The organism is Flagellimonas algicida, from assembly GCF_049629585.1.
GTDB lineage: Bacteria > Bacteroidota > Bacteroidia > Flavobacteriales > Flavobacteriaceae > Flagellimonas.
Map to the genome: position 1 here is coordinate 1245764 of NZ_JBMYIX010000001.1, position 22601 is coordinate 1268364.

A 22601-nucleotide genomic window follows, 5' to 3' on the forward strand; every position below is an offset into this window, starting at 1 on the left:
CATAAATGAAAAGGCATATCAATACAATTGCCGTCATCGGTTCCGGTATCATGGGTAGTGGCATTGCCTGCCATTTTGCCAATATAGGGGTCGAAGTTCTCTTGCTGGACATTGTTCCCCGGGAACCCAATGAAAAAGAAAAGGCGAAAGGCTTGACCTTGGAGGACAAGGTCGTAAGAAACCGTTTGGTCAATGACTCCCTTGCCGCCGCATTGAAGTCCAAACCCTCTCCTATCTATCACCAGAAATTTGCCGATAGGATCACCACGGGAAATTTGGAAGATGATATCGCCAAGGTGGCCCAAGTGGATTGGATCATCGAGGTGGTCGTGGAACGGCTGGACATTAAGAAGCAGGTATTCGAAAACCTGGACAAGCACCGTACTGCCGGCACTTTGATTACTTCAAATACCTCTGGTATTCCCATCAAATTTATGAGTGAGGGACGCAGTGAGGATTTTCAAAAACATTTCTGTGGCACCCACTTCTTCAACCCGGCCAGATATTTAAAGCTCTTCGAAATCATTCCCGGACCTAAGACTTCCCAAGAAGTTTTGGATTTCCTGAACGGCTATGGAGAACAATACTTGGGCAAGACTTCCGTAGTGGCCAAGGACACACCCGCCTTTATCGGGAACCGGATTGGGATTTTCAGCATCCAGAGCCTTTTTCATGCCGTGAAGGAATTGGGCATGACCGTCGAAGAAGTCGATAAGCTCACCGGACCGGTCATTGGTAGGCCCAAATCCGCCACTTTCCGCACCGTGGATGTGGTAGGACTGGACACCTTGGTGCATGTGGCCAACGGTATCTATGAGAATTGCAAGGAAGATGAACGTCATGAACTCTTTAAACTTCCAGATTTCATCAACACCATGATGGAAAATAAATGGTTGGGGAGCAAATCTGGGCAGGGGTTCTATAAAAAGGTAAAAGGTGACAATGGTAAGAGCGAAATCCTCACATTGGATTTGGATACCATGGACTACCGTTCCAAAAAAAGTGCAAAATTCGCCACTTTGGAACTCACTAAGACCATTGACAAGGTCATTGAGCGTTTTCCAGTATTGGTCGATGGTAAGGACAAGGCAGGGGAATTCTACCGAAAAAGCTTCGGGGCCCTATTTGCCTATGTGACCCATCGCATTCCTGAGATTTCGGACGAACTCTATAAAATTGATGATGCCATGAAGGCTGGATTTGGCTGGGAACACGGACCATTCCAGATTTGGGATGCCGTGGGATTGGACAAAGGTCTGGAATTCATCAAGGCCGAAGGTCTGGAAGCCGCCCCTTGGGTTACTGAAATGAAAGCGGCAGGCATCGATTCGTTCTATACCGTAAAAGATGGGGCCACCTATTTCTACGACATTCCCAAAAAGACCATGGAAAAGGTCCCAGGTCAGGATGCCTTCATCATTTTGGACAACATCCGAAAGTCCAACGAAGTGTTCAAGAACAGTGGTGTGGTCATTGAGGATTTGGGTGATGGTATTCTCAACTGTGAGTTCCAATCCAAAATGAACACCATTGGCGGTGATGTCCTCGCAGGACTGAACAAGGCCGTGGACTTGGCCGAAAAAGACTTTCAAGGATTGGTCGTGGGTAACCAAGCCGCCAACTTCTCCGTTGGGGCCAACATCGGTATGATTTTCATGATGGCTGTGGAACAAGAGTATGATGAGCTTAACATGGCCATAAAATACTTTCAGGATACCATGATGCGGATGCGATATTCCTCCATTCCCACCGTCTCAGCGCCACATGGCATGTGTTTGGGAGGCGGATGTGAGTTATCCATGCATGCCGATAAAGTAGTGGCCGCCGCAGAGACCTATATTGGTTTAGTGGAATTTGGCGTTGGGGTCATCCCCGGTGGGGGCGGTTCCAAAGAAATGGCACTCCGTGCTTCGGATACTTTTAGGAAAAATGATGTGGAGTTGAATGTGCTACAGGAATACTTCCTGACCATAGGAATGGCCAAAGTGTCCACTTCGGCTTATGAAGCCTACGATTTGGGCATTCTACAAAAAGGAAAGGATGTAGTGGTCGTGAACAAAGACCGACAAATTGCCACGGCCAAGGCCTACGCCAAATTAATGGCTGAGGCAGGCTATACCAAACCCGTTAAACGCAAAGACGTAAAAGTGCTTGGAAAACAAGCATTGGGTATGTTCTTGGTGGGCACAGACTCCATGGAAGCCGGACATTACATTTCGGAACACGACAAGAAAATAGCCGATAAACTGGCCTACGTCATGGCAGGTGGAGATCTTTCCGAAGCCAGCTACGTCACCGAGCAGTACCTTTTGGATTTGGAACGCGAAGCCTTCCTTTCACTATGTACGGAACGGAAGACCTTGGAACGCATCCAGCATATGTTAAAAACCGGTAAACCTCTGAGAAATTAGGAACAAGAATCAAGACATTGGAACCAAGACAGCCGTCTTTTCTCTTGGTTCTTGAATCTAAAAATCTAAAAAAATGAAAACAGCATATATCGTAAAAGCATATCGTACCGCAGTGGGCAAAGCACCACGGGGACTGTTCCGTTTTAAAAGACCCGATGAACTGGCCGCAGAGACCATCGAACACATGATGAAGGAATTGCCACAGTTGGACAAAAAACGCATAGACGATGTCATTGTGGGCAACGCCATGCCAGAAGCAGAACAAGGGTTAAATATGGCCCGACTCATCTCCTTAATGGGATTGGACATTGAAGATGTTCCGGGAGTGACCGTCAATAGATACTGTGCCTCTGGGCTTGAAACCATTGGCATTGCCACCGCAAAAATCCAATCGGGAATGGCGGATTGTATCATTGCAGGAGGCGCCGAGAGCATGAGCTATATTCCAATGGGGGGCTACAAACCCACCCCGGATTATGCCACAGCCAAAGAAGGACATGAGGATTATTATTGGGGCATGGGGCTAACCGCAGAAGCCGTGGCCCAACAGTTCAAGGTATCCCGCGAAGATCAGGATGTCTTTGCCTATAATTCACACATGAAGGCCCTAAAAGCCCAAGAAGAAAATCGGTTCCAAGACCAGATTGTACCGATTGAAGTGGAACATACCTTTATCAATGGAGCAGGCAAAAAGGAAACTACCAGCTACACTGTGACCAAGGATGAAGGGCCACGAAAAGGCACCAATATCCCTACCCTGAACAAGTTAAGACCCGTTTTTGCGGCAGGCGGAAGTGTCACTGCAGGAAACTCTTCCCAAATGAGTGATGGCGCAGCCTTTGTCATGGTGATGAGTGAGGAAATGGTGAAAGAACTGAATCTGGAGCCCATTGCCCGATTGGTGAACTATGCCGCTGCGGGGGTTGAGCCGAGGATTATGGGGATTGGACCGGTAAAGGCCATTCCAAAAGCCTTGAAACAGGCCGGAATGAAGCAAAGTGACATTGAATTAATTGAATTGAACGAAGCCTTTGCCTCACAATCCTTGGCCGTTATCCGCGAGCTGGACCTAAACCCTGAGATTGTCAATGTGAATGGTGGTGCCATTGCATTGGGACATCCATTGGGCTGTACAGGGGCAAAATTATCCGTGCAACTCTTTGATGAAATGCGGAAACGCAATATGAAAGGCAAGTACGGTATGGTGACCATGTGCGTGGGAACCGGGCAAGGTGCTGCGGGCATATTTGAATTTTTAGCTTAGGAACCAAGACGGATAGAACCAAGATTCAAGACTATGGGAAGACATAATTTTAAAAAACTTAAAATTTGGCAGGAAGGGATGATTTTGGTTGATGAAACTTATCAAATGATAAAAGAATTTCCGGCTATGGAAAAATTCAATCTTGTATCCCAAATGACGCGTTGTGCAGTATCCATTCCATCTAATATTGCCGAAGGTACAAGCAAATCAACAAATAAGCATTTTAATAATTATATCGAAGTAAGCCTTGGTTCTAGTTTTGAGTGGGAAACCCAATTAATTATTGCCTTGAACCAAAAGTACATTTCTATAGAGAAATTTGAATTTTTAGAACATAAAATCCAACAACTACAAAAAATGATATCAAGCTTTCAAGATGGATTGAAATAAGTCCTGATTCTTGTCTCTTGAATCTAAAATCTTATAAAGATGAGCACAGAAACAACAAATAAAGACATTTTAAGAGGAGGTCAGTTTCTGGTAAAGGAAACCCCATGTGAGGATGTTTTCACCCTTGAAGACCTTACCGAAGAACAAAAAATGATGCGCGAAAGCACCAAGGAATTTGTAGACCGGGAACTTTGGGCGCATTGGGAACGTTTTGAGAAAAAAGACTACGCCTATACCGAGGAGTGTATGCGAAAGGCCGGTGAATTGGGCCTATTGAGCGTTGCTGTCCCTGAAGCCTACGGCGGAATGGGAATGGGCTTTGTCTCTACCATGTTGGTCTGTGACTACATTTCAGGGGCTACAGGCTCCTTTAGTACGGCCTTTGGGGCACATACCGGAATCGGGACCATGCCCATTACCCTGTACGGTACCGAGGAACAAAAACAAAAATACGTCCCCAGGCTTGCCTCTGGTGAATGGTTTGGCGCCTATTGCCTTACCGAACCCGGGGCTGGCTCCGATGCCAATTCCGGGAAAACCAAGGCTGTTTTGTCGGATGATGGCAAGTATTACAGCATTACAGGTCAAAAAATGTGGATTTCCAATGCGGGATTCTGCAATATGTTCATTGTTTTTGCCCGAATCGAGGATGACAAGAACATCACCGGTTTCATAGTTGAGAACAATCCTGAGAACGGCATCACATTGGGCGATGAGGAAAAGAAACTGGGCATCCACTCCTCCTCTACCCGACAGGTGTTCTTCAACGAAACCAAAGTACCTGTTGAAAATATGCTTTCCGAAAGAGGGAATGGATTCAAGATTGCTATGAACGCCCTGAATATTGGTCGGATTAAACTGGCTGCTGCCTGTTTGGAGGCTCAAAGACGGGTGCTCAATGAAGCGACCAAATATGCCAATGAGCGTATTCAGTTTAAAACTCCCATTATGAATTTTGGGGCCATCAAAGCCAAGATAGCCGATATGGCCACCAATGCCTATGTGGATGAATCGGCCTCTTATCGAGCGGCTAAAAACATCGAGGACCGGATTGCCATTCGGGAGTCCGAAGGCAACTCGCACCAAGAAGCGGAGCTGAAAGGTGTTGAGGAATACGCCATTGAATGTTCCATTTTAAAAGTGGCCGTATCCGAGCATGTGCAGCACACCACGGATGAGGGTATCCAAATTTTTGGAGGAATGGGCTTTAGTGCCGATACCCCAATGGAATCGGCCTGGCGCGATGCCCGTATTTCACGGATTTATGAGGGGACCAACGAAATCAACCGGATGTTGGCCGTGGGCATGTTGGTCAAAAAGGCCATGAAAGGTCATGTGGACCTTTTAGGTCCTGCCACTGCTGTTGGTGAGGAATTGATGGGCATCCCATCTTTTGATACTCCCGACTTTTCTGAACTGTTCTCCGAAGAGAAAGATTTGGTGGCCCGATTAAAAAAGGTCTTTCTTATGATCGCCGGTAGCGCCGTTCAAAAATTTGGTCCGGATTTGGAACAGCACCAGATGTTGTTGCAATCCGCTGCGGATATATTGATTCAGGTGTATTTGGCCGAGTCCACCATCCTCCGTACCGAAAAAAATGCTAAACGTTTTGGTGAAGAAGCCCAAGCCACGCAAATTGCCATGTCCAAACTCTATTTGTACCGAGCCGTGGATATCGTCATCCAAAAAGGAAAAGAAGCCATAGTTTCTTTTGCCGATGGAGATGAACAACGCATGATGCTCATGGGACTGAAACGTTTCACAAAATATACTAACCAGCCCAATGTTGTGGCACTTCGCACGCAAATTGCGGATAAAGTGGCCGCAGATAACGGGTACACCTTTGACTGATGCAATTGTTTTTTGAAACAAAACAACTGAAGAACCGCCCTAAAAGGGCGGTTTTTTTATGTGTCATTTAAGATTACACAGACAACACACCTGTGGTTCCATGGCCTATTTAAAAAATAGTGTCTTCCCGAAACTAGGCGATGGATTCCAGTATTTTTTCCTCGCTCTGCTTTCTTGAAAAGTTGATGGCACATTCAATCAAGGCCAAATGGGAATACGCCTGGGGAAAATTGCCCAATAAACGTTTGGTCTTGAAATCGATATCCTCACTAAAAAGTCCCAGATGGTTACTATGGCCCAGCAAACGCTCAAAAAGTTCCAAGGCCTTCTCTTCCTCTCCTATTTTAAAGAGGCTGTTGATAAACCAAAAGGTACAAATGGTAAAGGAAGATGAGGGTTCTCCAAAATCGTCCTCATTTTTATAGCGATACAACAATCCATCGTTGCTCAACCCCTCTTCAATGGCGTAGACCGTGTTCACATATTTGGGATCCCGGGCATTGATAAAACCATAGGGTTCCATCAATAGTACAGAGGCATCCAAATGACGGGAACCATACGATTGTACAAAGGCATTGATATCACTGTTCCATGCATTTTCATGGATATCCCTTTTGATTTCTTGCTCAAGGGCAGTCCATTTTTCAATCTTATGGGTCTTTCCAAAAATCTTGGCCACCTTAATGGCCCGGTCCAAAGCCACCCAACACAATACTTTGGAAAAGGTAAAATGTCGGTCTTCCCCTCGGAATTCCCAAATGCCCTTGTCCGGTTCCCTCCAGTGTTTGCTCACAATCCAGACAATCCCCTTGGTGATGCTCCAGAGTTCCTCCACATTTTCAATATCATTACTGAATTTCACCAACTGCTCATAGATAACATCCATTAGGATGCCATAGATGTCGTTCTGTTTTTGTTTGTAGGCGGCATTTCCAATACGGACGGGCTTGGACCCCTTATATCCTTCCAAATGGTCCAAAGTCTGCTCCGTCAACTTCTTTTCTTGGTTGATGCCGTACATGATCTGGAGCTTTTCATCTTTGTCCGGCATAAGGTCAATGATAAACTGCAGGTATCGTTTGGCGGAATTCTTATGCCCCAGTTCGGAAACCACCTTGATCACCATGGAGGCATCCCTAATCCAGCAGAACCGATAGTCCCAATTGCGGACCTCGCCAATGGTTTCAGGCAAGGAAGTCGTTGCAGCGGCCAAAACCGCCCCCGTTTTATCGTAAGTAAGCATTTTCAGGGTAATGGCGCTCCGTACAATCTCCTTGTTGAACTTTTTATAGGTAGGGGTCTTATCCACCCAATCCAACCAATAGACTTTGGTACGTTCCAACTCCAAGGCCATTTTTTCCGTAGTGGGTTTTAGGATCTTTTCGTTGTAACAAATCATGAAATAACCATCCTCTTTTAAAGAAATCTCCACTCCCTCTAGAATCTCTTCTTTATTGAAAGAGGTATACAGGAACAGGGTATCATACTTTAATTTATGGGTAAGGCTTGCCACAAAATCCTTTTTTACATGATGCTCCGTCTGTCCCAACCCGTATTCCAGTTTGGGATCGTACTTGACCTTAAAGCTTGGTTTTCCCGAAACATACTTTACATACCGAACGATTTCGGGCGGGGCATTATACTTTCCATTATTATGCTTGTGGTGCCTCGGCATAAAATCATGCACCTCAAAGACATCTTCCCCCTGGGAAAAACGTGTAATCAATATGGCCGTCCTTTCATAGTACTGCTGATGGGTTTCATAGGCATCATCCACAAGAAACTCAAAGCTCCCTCCTTTTTCCTCATCCAACAACTTTGCAAAGACAGAAGTGGAATCGAACTGGGGCAGACAACACCAATCCAACGAGCCCGTTTTTGAGATCAAGGCCGCACTCCTACAATTTCCAATAATTCCATAATCCAGGTTCTCCATAGGCTAATTATCCTCAAAAGGTTTAGAATGTATTGCTTTTACAGTCGAATTTCCCGAAATTTAAAGAAACTTAAAAGTAAAACCTGTCAAAAAACACCCTTTTATGGCCAAAACTATCATAATCTCAAATCGACTGCCCGTTCAATTGCAAATCAACAATGGAAGCATTACCGCCATCCCCAGTGTAGGAGGATTGGCCACCGGAATGAAATCGGTGCACAGTGGCAGTGAGAGCCTTTGGATAGGTTGGTCAGGACTCACGGATGAGGACACACCTCCCGAGCTCGAGGAGGATATTGACAAGGCCCTGAAAGAGAATGGATGTGCCAAGGTAAAACTGAATGCCCAGGAAGTGGACGGTTTTTATTTTGGGTTCAGTAATAGGACCATATGGCCCCTTTTCCATTATTTTTTGAAGTATTCCGAATTTGAACTTGATTTTTGGAACACCTACAAGGCCGTGAACCAGAAATTCGCCGATGCCATTATTGAACAATCGGATGAGGACGATACCATTTGGGTACATGACTATCAATTGATGCTGGTTCCGCAAATGGTCAGGGAAAAACGACCCAACACCTCCATTGGCTTCTTTTTGCACATTCCTTTTCCTTCCTACGAGATTTTCAGGACCCTCCCTTGGCGTGAAGAAATATTGGAAGGCTTGTTGGGGTCCGATCTTATTGGGTTTCACACCTACGACTATGAAAGACATTTTCTAAGCTCTGTACGTAGACTGTTGGGAATGGAAGTAAGCTTTAACGAGATTTTCATGGACAACCGTGTCATTAAGGTCGACTCTTTCCCTATGGGTATTGATTACAAAAAATTCAGGGATGCCGCTTTGGTTCAGGGAGAACGGAAAAAAGACAACAGAAGCGATCTACAAAAACGGTTGGATGACCATAAGGCCTCTGCCCCGGACACCAAATTGATTCTCTCCATAGACCGTTTGGATTACAGTAAAGGTATTGCCAAACGCATCAATGCCTTTGAGTATTTCCTCAACAAATATCCAGAGTACAAGGAAAAGGTACGATTGATCATTCTTGCGGTGCCCTCGCGTTCCAATGTGCCCCAATACCAATTGCTCAAAAAAGAGATTGATGAGTTGGTGGGACGCATCAATGGTGAACTATCCACGGTAAACTGGACCCCTATCTGGTATTTTTACCGTTCCTTGCCCTTTGAAAACCTCATCGACCTGTACACTTCCAGTGACATTGCATGGCTTACCCCACTTCGTGATGGGATGAACCTCGTGGCTAAGGAATACATTGCCACGCGAACGGATAAGTCCGGAGTGCTTATTTTGAGTGAAATGGCCGGGTCTGCCTATGAGATGAACGAAGCCCTTTTGATCAATCCCAATAATTTTGAACAACAGGCGGATACCTTGCGCCAGGCCATTACCATGCCTTTGGAAGAGCAACAATCCCGAAATACATTCCTCCAAAAACGACTGGAACGCTACAATGTGGAAGTGTGGGCCAACGAATTCATGAGCGCCCTCAACCAGAAGAAAACACTGGGGCATGCCTATATCTCCCAAAAGATTACAAACGACTGCCTTAATACCATCTCCAAGGAGTACGCAGACTCTTCAAAACGGCTGTTGTTCTTGGACTATGACGGGACTTTGGCCGGGTTTCACAAAGACCCCCAAAAAGCATCACCCGATGAGGAACTGTACATCCTATTGGACCAGTTGCACAACCAAAAGGACACCACCCTATTCTTGATCAGTGGCAGGGACAAACAGACTTTTGGCAGATGGTTCCTTCCCAAAAAGTACAATATGATCGTAGAGCATGGGGTTTGGATATCCAAGGATGGCGAGGACTTTAAACTCTTGGAAAATGTAAAAAGCGAGTGGATGGAAAAAATAAGACCCGTACTGGAATCTTTTGTAGATCGGACGCCTGGATCTTTTATCGAGGAGAAAAACTACTCCATGGCATGGCATTACCGAAACACTGATCCTGACTTTGGTGAAAAAAGAGCTACTGAACTGAATACGGTCTTAACCAGTCTCATTGGGAATGACGATATTAGCGTTCTCAACGGAAACAAGGTCATGGAAGTCAAAAGCAGTAACGTGAACAAAGGAAGGGCCGCAGTGCGAATGCTGGGAGAGGATGACTATGATTTTGTGTTTGCCATAGGTGATGATTGGACTGATGAATTTATGTTCCAAGAACTTCCCAGCTCGGCCATAACCGTTAAAGTAGGGCTTAAAAAGACCCAAGCCAAATACCATGTTGAGAGCACCAAACGGGTACGGGAACTTTTAAAACGGTTTACAAAACCATGATACAACGATTTTGTTTTGTGCTTTGTTTGCTGGGAACCCTCTCCAGCTACGGTCAGGCTAATACCGAGGTCTATCTTTTTGACCTTGATATGGATACCAAGGGTGCTCCATTGTCCAATCCCAAGAATATATCCAACAATCATGGTTATGACAACCAGCCTTCGTTTTGGGACGATAATACGGTATTGTTTTCCTCAACAAGGGAGGGGCAAACAGACATCTTGCGGTTCAATATCAACCAAGGAAGCACCTCTTCTTGGGTCACCAATACCCCCACGGGAAGTGAATATTCGCCTGTGAGGATACCGGGAAAGGATAATATATCGGCCATTCGGTTAGATCTGGATGGACTGCAACAATTGTATGAATACGATATCCATTCTGGGGAATCCGAACCCATTTCCGATTTGAAGATAGGCTATCATGTGTGGTACAATGACCATATTTTGGTATCCACCGTATTGGTAGCAGACCGGATGGATTTGGCAGTGATCGACCTTGATACAGGCTCCCACCATATAGTGAATAAAAATGTGGGGCGCTCCCTGCATAAAATTCCTGGGACAGATTTGGTTAGTTTTATCAGCAAGGAGTCTTCGGAAAAAGAACTGTGGCAAATCAAATCCCTTGATGTAACCGATGATAAAATCGATACCATCCTGACCTTGGTCAACCCAGTGGAAGATATGGTATGGCTACCCAATGGCGCACTCCTTATCCCCAATGACAACCGGATTTCCCTCTATAATCCAAAAGTGGGGGATACTAAAGATTTTCAGTTTTTTGATAAAGAGCAAGTCTTTAAAATATCCCGATTGGCCGTAAACCCGAGTGGAACCCGATTGGCCTTGGTCACAGAGATTTCACCCAAGGAAATTGTGCAAAGACAAGTGGATACTTTCAACAAAAGGGATTTGGATGGATTTGTATCCTGCTATACGGATGATGTGTTGGCACAACGCTTTCCCAACGACACCATGTATGTGGGAAAAGCCAAAATGCTCGCCAATTACGAACGGTTTTACGCCAATACCAAGAATGCAAAGGTTGAAGTGATCAAACGAATTACCATTGGAAATAAAGTGATTGACGAGAAAATCACCATGGTTGATGGTAGACAAGGCCACCAAGTGGCACTCTATACCATTGAAGGAGGACTCATCACCTCCATGACCTTTATTTTTCCCGATCAGGAAACCGCAGATGCAGAATCTGTTGTACAGGAACAATTGGATGCCTACAATGCTCGGGACATAGATGGCTTTTCGGACACCTATGCAGACCATATCACCCTCCATAATTTTCCCAACCAAGTTACCGGTAAGGGTAAAACTGCCATAAAGGAACGGTACGGTACCTTTTTTAAGAATACCCCAAACCTCCACTGTAAAATCAAAAATCGGATGGTGATCGGGAACAAGGTCATTGACGAAGAACAGGTAACCGTCAATGATTCCGAGGTACATGCCGTCGCCATCTATGAGGTTGAAAATGGAAAAATTGTGAAAGTCACTTTTTTACGATGAGTCTTTTTGCTACTTTCATGGGATTTCTAAAAAAGCCTCTGTATGAAAACCCACTACCTTTTCTATCTCATTCTAGTATTGACTTTCAGCACCATACGTGCCCAAGATGACTATGAAAACCTGACCGTATCCATAGGAGTGGTCGTCTCGGACCTCGAAGCCTCCATTAAATTCTATACCAACATCATGGGCATGGAAGAAACCGGCGAACTGGATTTGGACAGTTCCTTTGGAAAAGCTTCTGGATTGACCGGGGGAAGACCTTTGTTGGTCAAAATTTTAAAACTCAAGAACAGTCCGAACGCCACGGAGTATAAATTGGTGTCGTTCGGCAATGACAAAAAGGGTTTTGACAAACACATACAGGACCAAAACGGCATGCAATACACCACCTTTTTCATAAAATCCACAGCAGACATCATAAAACGAATTCGGGAAAACAATATCGAATTTCTTGGGGACACCCCCATTAAACTACCCAATGGAAAAACTTTTATCCTCATTCAAGATCCAGATGGGGTTTTTATTGAAATCATAGGCAACTAAAATTCATTCCAATGAAACAAAGCATAGCGTTTATTTTCTCACTATTGAGTCTTTCCATCCTAACAGCACAAGATGATACGCGTTTGTACGATATCATCAATACGGTTTCCGCGGAACGGATAGAGAAAGACGTTACCACCTTGGTCAACTTTGGCACACGACACACCTTGAGCGACACCCTTTCCCAAGCTCGTGGCATAGGCGCTGCAAGACGATGGATCAAATCTGAATTCGAAAAAATATCTTCCAATTGCAAGGACTGTTTGGAAGTCTTCTATCAAAAGGATCTTATCAAAAAGGGTGAAGGCGCCCGGATTGTAAAGGACGTTTGGGTAGTGAATGTGGTAGCTATCAAACGGGGCACCAAATACCCCAACCGCTTCATCATCATGAGCGGGGATATTGATTCACGGGTGAGCGACCCCAATAACTTTACTTCAGATTCACCGGGTGCCAATGACAATGCCAGCGGCATGGCCGGAACCCTAGAAGCGGCAAGGGTGCTTTCCCAATATTCGTTTGAGAGTAGTATCATTTTTGTTGGGCTTTCCGGGGAAGAACAGGGACTTTACGGTGGCAGGGGCTTGGCCGCACATGCCAAACAAAACAACTGGGACATTGTTGGGATTTTCAACAACGACATGATCGGCAACATCACCGGAGTGGATGGCGTGGTCAGCAATCGGGATTTTCGCATTTTCTCGGAACCTGTCCCCCCTACCGAAACCGAGGAAGAAAGACGCGCCAGACGTTTTTATGGCGGTGAGGTGGATGGTATCTCACGCCAATTGGCCCGATATGTATACAAAACCACCAAGACCTACATGCCCGAGATGAACCCCATGCTCATCTATCGTTTGGACCGTTTTGGACGTGGTGGACACCATAGACCCTTCAACGATGCCGGTTTTGCCGGGATACGTATCATGGAAGCCCATGAAAACTATACCCAACAGCATCAAGATATCCGTATGGAGGATGGTATCGCCTATGGCGATGTTTTAGAGCACGTGAATTTTGAATATGCCAAAAAATTGACCGCCGTAAATGCCATCAATTTGGCTTCCATAGCTTGGGCACCTCCCGCACCAACAACCGTTGAAATAGGAGGAATTGTGGAACCCGCTGCTAAATTGAAGTGGAGCAAGGTAGACGGCGCCGTGGGATACAAGATTTATTGGAGGGATACCACTTCCCCTACTTGGGACCACCACAGATACGTAGGAGATATTGATGAATATACCCTGAACGGTATCGTCATTGACAACTTTTTCTTTGGGGTGGCTGCTGTGGGCAAAGATGGACATGAAAGCCCCGTGGTTTTTCCAAACAAGGTTTTTAGATAAAATCAATAGCACGTCTGGTCCAAGTGCTTTTTAGAGAACGAATATGAAACAGTATTGTATAGTATCAGCATTTATTTTGGGGCTTTGTGCCTCATCCGCCCAAAATTTTACCCGTCAGGATACCTTAAGGGGAAGCATTACCCCAGAACGGGCATGGTGGGATTTAAATTACTACGACCTGAATGTAAAGGTTGAGCCCGAAAAGAAGTTCATCTCAGGACACAATGTGGTTCGCTACAAAGTGCTCAACGCCGCAAAAGTGTTGCAAATTGATTTGCAGGAACCTATGCAAGTAACATCCGTGACCCAAGAAGGTCTGCCTCTGGAAGTCCTTTCCGAAGGAAATGCACACTTCATCACCTTGAAGAAGGAGCAGGTTCCGGGCGAGTTCAATACCATTGACATCCATTTTTCCGGTTATCCCCGTGAAGCCGTAAGAGCCCCTTGGGACGGTGGTTTTTCCTGGAAAGAGGATACCAAGGGGAATCCTTTTGTGGCCACATCATGCCAAGGGTTGGGCGCCAGTGTATGGTGGCCCAACAAAGACCATATGTACGATGAGGTAGACAGCATGCGCATCCGTGCAACTGTCCCGAAAGATTTGATGGATATTTCCAACGGAAAACTGGAAGGCGTGGAAAATGATGGAGAGTTCAAGACCTATAACTGGTTCGTGGCCAATCCCATCAACAATTATGGAGTGAATGTGAACATTGGAAACTATGTTCATTTTGGCGAAAAATACGAGGGAGAAAAAGGTACTTTGGATGTGGATTATTATGTACTGCCCGAAAATTTGGAAAAAGCCAAAGAGCAATTCAAACAGACCCCAATGATGCTCAAGGCCTTTGAACATTGGTTTGGTCCATACCCTTTCTACGAAGATGGCTTCAAACTGGTGGAAGTACCCTATTTGGGGATGGAACACCAAAGTTCGGTCACTTACGGCAACCAATACGCCAATGGTTATTTGGGGCGTGACCTTTCGGGTTCCGGATGGGGCCTTAAGTTCGATTTTATCATCATCCATGAAGCGGGCCACGAGTGGTTTGCCAACAACATCACCTACAAGGACATCGCCGATATGTGGATCCATGAAGGTTTTACCGCCTATTCCGAAAACCTCTATCTGGATTACCATTATGGGTCCAAAGCCGCTTCGGAATATGTGGTGGGGACACGCAACAACATCCAAAACGACAGACCTATTATTGGTGCCTACGGGGTAAACCAAGCAGGTTCCGGGGATATGTACTACAAAGGAGCCAACATGCTCCATACCTTACGACAACTTATTGAGGACGACGAATTATGGCGCCAAATCTTAAGGGGTCTGAACAGCGAATTCTACCACAAAACCGTCACCACGCAGCAAATTGAGGACTACATCAGCGAAAAGACCAAAAAAGACCTGTCCGCTTTCTTCAACCAGTACCTGCGCACCACCATGATCCCTAAGTTTGAATACCAACAAAACGGCAGTTCCATAACCTATAGGTATGTGGATATTGTAGAAGATTTTGATATGCCCATTCGTGTATTTGTGGATGGTAACGAGCAATGGCTCTTCCCGAATTCAGAATGGAAAACCGAATCCCTCAAGGGGAACGAGTTGATTTTTGACCCTAATTTTTATATCGAAACCCAAAAAATCTAATGTGAACGAACTTCCCGAACATTATTTCCAAAACGATTCCGAATGGCGCGATTGGCTACACGAAAACCATGACAGCTCGGATGGTATCCATCTCATTTTATACAAGGTAGAGCACCATATGGAAAGTATGCGATGGGAAGAAGCAGTAAGGGTTGCCCTCTGCTACGGGTGGATAGACAGCACGGTTAAAAGTCTGGGAGATGGCAAACGGAGACAATATTTCTGCCCTAGAAAACCCAAGAGTGTATGGAGCAAACTCAACAAAGAGCACATCAAAGATTTGAAATCCCAAAAATTGATGCACAAAAGTGGATTGGCCGCCATACAAATTGCCAAGGAGAATGGTTCTTGGACCGCATTGGACGATGTGGAGAATGGAGTAGTTCCCGAGGACCTTCAACAGGCATTTGACCAGAACAAGGAGGCACAAGAGAATTTTGAAAACTTCACCCATAGTCAGCGTAAAAGTTATCTGTACTGGCTCAATCAGGCCAAGCGGGAAGATACCCGACAGAAACGGATAGCTGAAATCGTGGGTATGTCGGCCCAAAACATCAAATATAGAACCCTAGGAAGATGAGACATAGCATCAAAACATTGGGAATATCCACATTGACCATACTTGCAATGGCCTGCATGGACAAAAATTCCAAACTGCGGGTGGACATGGCCATAACCAATGCCCAGGTCATCCATCTTGAAACCGGGGCCGTGGAGACTCAGGATATCTTTATTTCCGATGGGGAAATCCAAGCAATTCTGGGTGCAGGCACCAAGAACACCTTCGAGCCCGATACCCTTATAGACGCTACTGGAAAATTTGTACTTCCCGGTTTTTGGGACAACCATATACATCTTAGGGGAGGTGATTCGTTGGTAGCCAACAACAAGAACTTTTTAAAACTGTTCATTGCCAATGGGATTACCACCGTCCGCGACGCAGGTGGTGACCTCACGCCTTCCGTCATCCAATGGAAAAACCTGATTGCTTCCGAGGATTTGGTGGGACCTACCATTTATACTTCAGGCCCAAAGATTGATGGACTTAATGCCACATGGGCGGGTTCTCTTGAAGTGGAAACTGAAGAGGATGTTAAGAACGCCTTAGATTCCCTTCAGGAGCTGCAGATTGATTTCGTCAAACTTTATGATAGCCGGATTTCGGGGGAGAATTACCTCAGCGCAATCAAGGAAACCCAGAAAAGAGGTATGACCGTCTCGGGCCATATGCCCTTTACAGTTACGCTGAATGAAACCATGGAGGCAGGTATGGATGCCATTGAGCATCTCTATTATATCATGAAAGGTTGTGCCAGCAATGAGCTGCAGATAACCGAAAAGCTTAAATCCGGGGAAATGGGTTTTTGGGATGCTATGCCCGCACTACTACAAGCGTATTCAGACTCTACTGCGCAACAGACTTTTACCCTGTTGAAAGATCATAACGTCTTTGTGGTTCCTACACTACATATTGGAAAAACATTAAGCTATTTGGATGAGGTGGACCATTCCAACGACCCGTACTTGACCTATATGGGGCAAGGAATCATCCAAACCTATCAAGGTAGGATTGCACGGGCCATGAGTGCTTCGGAAGAAGTCAGAAATAACCGAAAGGAACTGGATACGTTTTTTGGCCAACTGGCCCAATCCCTTAATAATGCAGGTGTGAAACTCTTGGCGGGTTCGGACAGTGGTGCCTTTAACTCCTACACCTATCCAGGTATCTCACTCCACAAAGAATTGGAAGTCATGGTGCAGAATGGGATTTCACCTTTGGATGCTTTGCGTACATCAGCCTACAATGGTGCGCAGTTTTTGGATAAATCGGACAACTACGGCAGTGTTTCCAAAGGAAACGTATCGGATTTGGTGATTTTGGATGACAATCCTTTGGAAGATATTCGCAATACGCAACAAATTTATATGGTAGTTAAGGGAACCCAAGTGTTCTCCGAAACCCAGCTACAGAAACTATTGGACTCTGCCATCATGGATTGATGCATATTTCAATTTAAAAACCATACACAATGATCACTTCCACTCCAAAAATTACGGTAAGCTCAAAAATTTGGGGGCTTTTATTCCTATTTCTGCTTGCCATACCTATAAAAGCACAAGTCTTATTGGTCCCAGATCGGGTATTCGATGGTGAGGAAATGCATTCCAATTGGGTGGTGGCCGTCAATGGTAATCTAATTACCTATACTGGTCCAGAAAGTGGACTAAAGAAACCAAACTCCTATACCAAACACGAGCTAAAAGGGATGACCCTGATGCCAGGCCTCATCGAAGGGCATTCCCACCTGTTGTTGCATCCCTACAACGAAACGGATTGGAACGACCAAGTTTTAAAGGAATCCCCTGTGGAACGAGCCATCCGGGGTAGCGTCCATGCCGAAAAATCCTTGATGGCCGGGGTAACGACCATGCGTGATTTAGGCTCAGAAGGTGCGGGGTATACCGATGTCTATCTAAAAAAGTGTATCGATGACGGAATCATCCCCGGACCGCGATTGTTAGTGGCCGGACCTGCCATTGTGGCGACAGGGGCCTATGGCCCAAAAGGATTTCATGATGGGGTCAGCGTTCCCTTGGGTGCCGAACCTGTCAGTGGAAGAGATGAGGCCATCAAGGAAGTCAGGAATCAAATGGGGAATGGTGCGGATTTGATCAAAATTTATGCAGATTACCGTTGGAGCCCAGGTGCAACCTCGCAACCTACCTTTTTACAAGAAGAAATCGATGCCATGGTAGCCACCGCCACCACTGCAGGCAAATATGTTGTGGCCCATGCCAGCACCCCCGAAGGGATGCGCCGAGCCATCTTGGGTGGTGTGGAGACCATAGAACATGGAGATGGAGGCACCACGGAGATTTTCAAGCTGATGAAAGAAAAAAATGTGGCCCTCTGCCCTACCTTGGCTGCCGGCGATGCCATTGAACAGTACAAAGGATGGAAAAAAGGCAAAGAGGCTGATACAGACCGCATCGCAAAAAAGAAGCAATCCTTTGCCTTGGCCCTACAGTCTGGTGTGGACATTGTCTTTGGAGGTGACGTGGGTGTATTCTCCCATGGAGAAAACTATAGGGAACTTGTACTTATGGTCGAATATGGAATGCAGCCCCTCAAGGCTTTACAATCGGCGACCTCAGTGAATGCGAGGGTATTCCATCTGGAAAATCTGGGGAAGATCAAAAACAACTTTTTGGCCGACCTCATTGCCGTGGAAGGCAATCCCCTTACCCATATTGAACAGATGCAACATGTACGTTTCGTTATGAAAGATGGAGTGGTTTATAAAAACGAATAGCCCATTCAATTCAAATAGAGAGGGTTTCCCTGCGGTCTGGTTCCAGTTAACATCCTTTTAAGAATTCCACTTGGGGTTTTTGGTATCTTTAGGCGACTAATTGACCTTAAAAATGAAAAAGCCTCTTTTCCTATTGATGCTCTTCGCATCAATATCTCTTTTTGCCCAAGAATTTTCAATGGATTTGGTTCAAGATATGAAACCAAGAAACATAGGTCCGGCTGGAATGAGTGGTCGTGTTACCGCCATTGATGTAGTCCTTTCCAATCCGGACATCATGTATGTGGGAACCGCATCGGGCGGTTTGTGGAAATCCACCTCTGGTGGTATCCAATGGGAACCTATATTTGACCATGAGGTTACTGCCTCCATTGGTGCCGTTGCCATTCAACAATCCAACCCATCCGTAATTTGGGTCGGTACTGGGGAAGGAAACCCCAGAAACAGCTTGAATGGTGGATATGGTATCTATAAATCCTTGGATGGAGGCAAAAGCTGGAAATCCATGGGACTCGAAAAAACCCGTCACATCCACAGGGTCATCATAGACCCTACCAATCCTGATGTAGTCTATGTTGGGGCCATTGGCTCCCCTTGGGGCGAGCACCCTGAACGAGGTGTTTTCAAAACCACCGATGGTGGAAAGACGTGGGAAAAGATACTGTTCGTGAATAACAAAACAGGAGTGGCCGATTTGGTCATGGACCCCACCAATCCCAATAAATTGATGGCGGCCATGTGGGAACATAAACGTGACCCTTGGTTCTTCAAATCCGGTGGTGAAGGCAGTGGGCTGTACATGACCCACGATGGTGGCTCCACTTGGAAACAAATCACGGAAGATGACGGCCTGCCCAAGGGTGACCTGGGGCGTATTGGTATCGCCATAGCCCGAAACAAACCCAACGTGATCTACGCTCTGGTCGAGGCCCAAAAAAATGCCCTGTACAAGTCGGTCGACGGTGGGTTCAAATGGGAAAAAATCAACGACAAAAACGATATTGGCAACCGCCCTTTTTATTATTCCGAAATCTATGTGGATCCCCAGAACGAAAACCGGGTGTATTCCGTGTTCACTTACATCAATGTTTCAGAAGACGGGGGCAAAAACTTCTCCCAATTGATGCCAGCCTACGGTGTGAGCAATGGGGTGCATCCCGATCACCACGCCTGGTGGATACATCCTACCAACGGACAGTTTATGCTGGACGGTAATGACGGTGGGTTGAACATCACCAAAAATGGTGGCAAGACATGGCGATTCATTGGTAATCTGCCCGTGGCACAATTTTACCACATCAATGTGGACAACGAATATCCCTACAACGTGTACGGAGGAATGCAAGATAATGGCTCTTGGCGTGGCCCTGCCTATGTGTGGAGAGACCAAGGGATTCGGAACAGCTACTGGCAGGAAATTGCCTTTGGTGATGGTTTTGATGTCATCCCTGATAAAGATGACAGTCAATTTGGATATGCCATGAGCCAGCAAGGTTACGTGCGCCGTTACGATTGGAAAACAGGAAACGACTATACCGTCCGCCCAACCCACCCCGACCCCAAAGTGGAGCTTCGTTTCAACTGGAATGCGGCCATAGGCCAAGACCCTTTTGATACCAGCACCGTATATTTTGGAAGTCAGTTTGTCCATAAATCCACGGATAAAGGATTGACATGGGAGGTCATTTCATCAGACCTTACCACCAACGACCCAGAAAAGCAAAAACAAAGTGAAAGTGGGGGGCTTACCATGGATGCCACTGGTGCCGAGAATCACTGTACTATCATTGTCATAGAACCTTCGCCTGTGGAAAAAGATATGTTGTGGGCCGGTACGGATGATGGCCGGGTACACTTTACCCAAAATGGCGGTGCCACTTGGACCGATGTTACCAACAACATCAAAGGATTGCCAAAAGGCAGTTGGATTCCCCAAATCAAAGCCTCCCAAAACAATAAAGGTGAGGCCCTATTGGTCGCCAACGATTACCGAAGGTTCAACTATGCACCCTACGCCTACCGGACCAAGGACTATGGAAAAACCTGGACCCGTATCGTGGACCAAACTGATGTGGAGAGCTATACCTTGAGTATTTTGGAGGACCCGGAAAATTCCAATCTCCTGTTTTTGGGAACCGATGATGGTCTCTACATTTCATTGGATGCAGGTGCCAAATGGCAAAAATGGGACAAAGGATTCCCCACCGTTTCCACAAAAGATTTGGCCTATCATCCCAGAGAGCAGGATTTGATCATCGGTACCTTTGGAAGGGCCGCATGGGTTTTGGATGACATTAGACCTTTAAGGGCCTTGGCCAACAACTCATCGCTTTTACAGAAGGAAATTAGTTTGTTTAAAAGTCCTGATGCCTATTTAGCCGCCTACCAGCAACCCACCGGAAGCCGTTTTGGCGGGGATGCCCTGTACAATGCCGAAAACAGACCATCAGGAGCTATGATTACCTACTACATCAAAGATGTAGCGTCTAAGAAAGATGATGAAAAAGCTGATGAAACCAAGGACGAAGCCGCTGAAGAGGATACATCCAAAGAGAAAACCAAAGATTCCATCTTCTTTAATTTTTACGATGGCGATAGGCTCATCAGAACCTTAAAATACAAGACACCCAAAAAGGTCGGGTTCCATAGAATCTATTGGGAATTGGACGAGAAAGCCCCTGCTTCCCCATCAAGGACCATTGTAAAAAATCCGAGGGAGTCGGGCGGATTATCCGTTAAACCGGGGACCTATAAAGTGGTGGCCCACTATGGCGAGCAAAAAGATTCCACCTCAGTGACCGTAAAAACGGACCCAAGGTTGAATACCTCCATGGCTTCCATCAATGAGGTGTATGCCCTAGGCAAAAAATTGGAAGGCTTTACACAAACCGCCGCCGATGCCGTAAAACAATTGGTGGAGAACAAGAATTTGGCCAACAAATTCCAAAAAGAGCTCCAAGACTTGGATAAGGAAAAGTTCAAGGAGCATATTGAGGCCTCAAAGAACATTGTAAAAGAGATAGATTCCGTAGTTGCGCTGTACTTGGGCAAGGAGGACAAGCGCCAAGGCATTACCCGAAACCCAGAGCCATCAGTGGAACAAAGACTCAGCACGGCCAGTTATTATGTGAGCACCCGCCAGTCTGGAATCACGGAAACGGAAAAAAGATTGGTCCGCTTTGCGGAAGACGAGTTAAAGTCGGCCTTGGACAAGACCAATGCCTTCTTCAACGAAAAATGGAAACCATATCGAGAATCCATTGAAACCTTGGATACATCACCTTTTAAAGAAACAGAAACCTTTAGTTTAGATTAATGCAGCATAGAAAAAGAAAATTGTTATCGACCCTTTGGGTCGCGCTTACCGCTACCGTAGTATTGAATGCCCAAGAACCCGGAGAGGACAAATGGGGGGCTTGGTATATGTATTTTGGCACCAATAAGATTGCCGAACGCCTTAGCGTTCACACCGAGGCCCAATTCCGTTTTTATGAGACCACCAGCAATTTTAACCAGTTGTTGTTGCGTACCGGGCTGAATTACCATATCAACCCCAATGCCATTGCCACCATGGGGTATGGTTTTATCAAGACCGATGGTTCTTTTGATGAGCCCCTTGGCGGATTGGACGGCAGGGAGCACAGAATCTTTGAGCAGTTTATTCTGAAAAACAAGGTTTGGGAATTACTTTTTGAACACCGCTATCGTTTGGAACAACGCTTTTTGGAATTAGGGGACGCTACCGACACCCAGCACAGGGCACGCTACCGTATCCAGATGACCCTACCCCTCACCGATACTTTTTTCTTGAATTTTTATGATGAGTTGTTCATCAACCTACAGGATGACCTATTTGGACAAAACCGTTTGTATGGTGCCGTGGGTGTTCATATCACGGAAAATAGTAGCGTACAGGTGGGCTACCTCAGAAACCAGTTTGCCAATGCCGTTTATGATCGGTTACAGATAGGTTTCTTCTTTAATCCCGACTTAAGAAAAGTCTTTGCAAAAAAAGCCAAGGACGAAAGTTAAACATGTATGGCCCC

15 protein-coding genes are annotated in these 22601 nt (G+C 45.8%); 14 read left to right on the forward strand and 1 reads right to left on the reverse strand.

All coding sequences use genetic code 11. From position 1 onward, the window contains the following. Positions 1-5 precede the first annotated feature (5 nt). From ACPD8L_RS05610 to ACPD8L_RS05625, 4 genes are all read left to right on the forward strand, one after another. Positions 6-2411: a 3-hydroxyacyl-CoA dehydrogenase/enoyl-CoA hydratase family protein gene (locus ACPD8L_RS05610; protein ID WP_423942432.1), complete on the forward strand. Its 2406-nt coding sequence runs from the start codon at positions 6-8 to the stop codon at positions 2409-2411. 73 nt (positions 2412-2484) lie between these two features. Then, positions 2485-3675, forward strand: coding sequence for an acetyl-CoA C-acyltransferase (locus ACPD8L_RS05615; RefSeq protein WP_423942434.1), 1191 nt, complete (start codon positions 2485-2487; stop codon positions 3673-3675). Between the two features lie 33 nt (positions 3676-3708). Continuing rightward, positions 3709-4065, forward strand: coding sequence for a four helix bundle protein (locus tag ACPD8L_RS05620; RefSeq protein WP_272609818.1), 357 nt, complete (start codon positions 3709-3711; stop codon positions 4063-4065). 39 nt (positions 4066-4104) lie between these two features. Continuing rightward, entirely contained in the window at positions 4105-5916 is a 1812-nt protein-coding gene (locus tag ACPD8L_RS05625) for an acyl-CoA dehydrogenase family protein (protein WP_423942436.1), read from the forward strand. A gap of 133 nt (positions 5917-6049) precedes the next feature. Here ACPD8L_RS05625 and ACPD8L_RS05630 read toward each other — a convergent pair whose 3' ends face one another. After that, entirely contained in the window at positions 6050-7852 is a 1803-nt protein-coding gene (locus ACPD8L_RS05630; protein WP_423942438.1) for a glycoside hydrolase family 15 protein, read from the reverse strand. 103 nt (positions 7853-7955) lie between these two features. Here ACPD8L_RS05630 and ACPD8L_RS05635 point away from each other — a divergent pair, with 103 nt between their 5' ends. From ACPD8L_RS05635 to ACPD8L_RS05680, 10 genes are all read left to right on the forward strand, one after another. Then, the gene (locus ACPD8L_RS05635; RefSeq protein ID WP_421809665.1) at positions 7956-10166 is read left to right on the forward strand and encodes a bifunctional alpha,alpha-trehalose-phosphate synthase (UDP-forming)/trehalose-phosphatase; all 2211 of its coding nucleotides are present in this window, start codon (positions 7956-7958) and stop codon (positions 10164-10166) included. Continuing rightward, the gene (locus tag ACPD8L_RS05640; protein ID WP_423942439.1) at positions 10163-11692 is read left to right on the forward strand and encodes a nuclear transport factor 2 family protein; all 1530 of its coding nucleotides are present in this window, start codon (positions 10163-10165) and stop codon (positions 11690-11692) included. Before ACPD8L_RS05635 ends, ACPD8L_RS05640 begins: the two co-directional genes overlap by 4 nt. Before the next feature lie 42 nt (positions 11693-11734). Beyond that, entirely contained in the window at positions 11735-12238 is a 504-nt protein-coding gene (locus ACPD8L_RS05645; RefSeq protein WP_116218021.1) for a VOC family protein, read from the forward strand. 11 nt (positions 12239-12249) lie between these two features. Beyond that, positions 12250-13584 carry a M28 family peptidase gene (locus ACPD8L_RS05650; RefSeq protein WP_293301264.1) on the forward strand — a complete coding sequence of 445 codons (1335 nt, stop codon included), beginning with the start codon at positions 12250-12252 and terminating at the stop codon, positions 13582-13584. 43 nt (positions 13585-13627) lie between these two features. Then, positions 13628-15241: a M1 family metallopeptidase gene (locus ACPD8L_RS05655; RefSeq protein ID WP_423942441.1), complete on the forward strand. Its 1614-nt coding sequence runs from the start codon at positions 13628-13630 to the stop codon at positions 15239-15241. Position 15242: 1 nt separating this feature from the next. Then, complete coding sequence (locus ACPD8L_RS05660; protein WP_423942442.1) at positions 15243-15821, forward strand: YdeI/OmpD-associated family protein; 579 nt, start codon at positions 15243-15245, stop codon at positions 15819-15821. Continuing rightward, positions 15818-17242: an amidohydrolase family protein gene (locus tag ACPD8L_RS05665; protein ID WP_423942444.1), complete on the forward strand. Its 1425-nt coding sequence runs from the start codon at positions 15818-15820 to the stop codon at positions 17240-17242. Before ACPD8L_RS05660 ends, ACPD8L_RS05665 begins: the two co-directional genes overlap by 4 nt. A gap of 29 nt (positions 17243-17271) precedes the next feature. Then, positions 17272-18555 carry a metal-dependent hydrolase family protein gene (locus tag ACPD8L_RS05670; RefSeq protein ID WP_423942446.1) on the forward strand — a complete coding sequence of 428 codons (1284 nt, stop codon included), beginning with the start codon at positions 17272-17274 and terminating at the stop codon, positions 18553-18555. A gap of 112 nt (positions 18556-18667) precedes the next feature. Then, on the forward strand, positions 18668-21871 hold the full coding sequence (locus ACPD8L_RS05675) for a WD40/YVTN/BNR-like repeat-containing protein (RefSeq protein ID WP_423942447.1): 3204 nt from the start codon (positions 18668-18670) through the stop codon (positions 21869-21871). Continuing rightward, a complete protein-coding gene (locus tag ACPD8L_RS05680; RefSeq protein WP_423942449.1) occupies positions 21871-22587 on the forward strand; it encodes a DUF2490 domain-containing protein in 717 nt (238 codons plus the stop codon). Before ACPD8L_RS05675 ends, ACPD8L_RS05680 begins: the two co-directional genes overlap by 1 nt. Positions 22588-22601: the final 14 nt, after the last annotated feature.

Excerpts from the sequence above, each read along its gene's own strand:
- ACPD8L_RS05680 (WP_423942449.1), top strand. The coding sequence starts at position 21,871 with ATGCAGCATAGAAAAAGAAAATTGTTATCGACCCTTTGGGTCGCGCTT.
- ACPD8L_RS05625 (WP_423942436.1), top strand. The coding sequence starts at position 4,105 with ATGAGCACAGAAACAACAAATAAAGACATTTTAAGAGGAGGTCAGTTT.
- ACPD8L_RS05615 (WP_423942434.1), top strand. The coding sequence starts at position 2,485 with ATGAAAACAGCATATATCGTAAAAGCATATCGTACCGCAGTGGGCAAA.
- ACPD8L_RS05665 (WP_423942444.1), top strand. The coding sequence starts at position 15,818 with ATGAGACATAGCATCAAAACATTGGGAATATCCACATTGACCATACTT.
- ACPD8L_RS05635 (WP_421809665.1), top strand. The coding sequence starts at position 7,956 with ATGGCCAAAACTATCATAATCTCAAATCGACTGCCCGTTCAATTGCAA.
- ACPD8L_RS05620 (WP_272609818.1), top strand. The coding sequence starts at position 3,709 with ATGGGAAGACATAATTTTAAAAAACTTAAAATTTGGCAGGAAGGGATG.
- ACPD8L_RS05650 (WP_293301264.1), top strand. The coding sequence starts at position 12,250 with ATGAAACAAAGCATAGCGTTTATTTTCTCACTATTGAGTCTTTCCATC.
- ACPD8L_RS05675 (WP_423942447.1), top strand. The coding sequence starts at position 18,668 with ATGAAAAAGCCTCTTTTCCTATTGATGCTCTTCGCATCAATATCTCTT.
- ACPD8L_RS05670 (WP_423942446.1), top strand. The coding sequence starts at position 17,272 with ATGATCACTTCCACTCCAAAAATTACGGTAAGCTCAAAAATTTGGGGG.
- ACPD8L_RS05655 (WP_423942441.1), top strand. The coding sequence starts at position 13,628 with ATGAAACAGTATTGTATAGTATCAGCATTTATTTTGGGGCTTTGTGCC.
- ACPD8L_RS05640 (WP_423942439.1), top strand. The coding sequence starts at position 10,163 with ATGATACAACGATTTTGTTTTGTGCTTTGTTTGCTGGGAACCCTCTCC.
- ACPD8L_RS05645 (WP_116218021.1), top strand. The coding sequence starts at position 11,735 with ATGAAAACCCACTACCTTTTCTATCTCATTCTAGTATTGACTTTCAGC.
- ACPD8L_RS05610 (WP_423942432.1), top strand. The coding sequence starts at position 6 with ATGAAAAGGCATATCAATACAATTGCCGTCATCGGTTCCGGTATCATG.
- ACPD8L_RS05630 (WP_423942438.1), bottom strand. The coding sequence starts at position 7,852 with ATGGAGAACCTGGATTATGGAATTATTGGAAATTGTAGGAGTGCGGCC.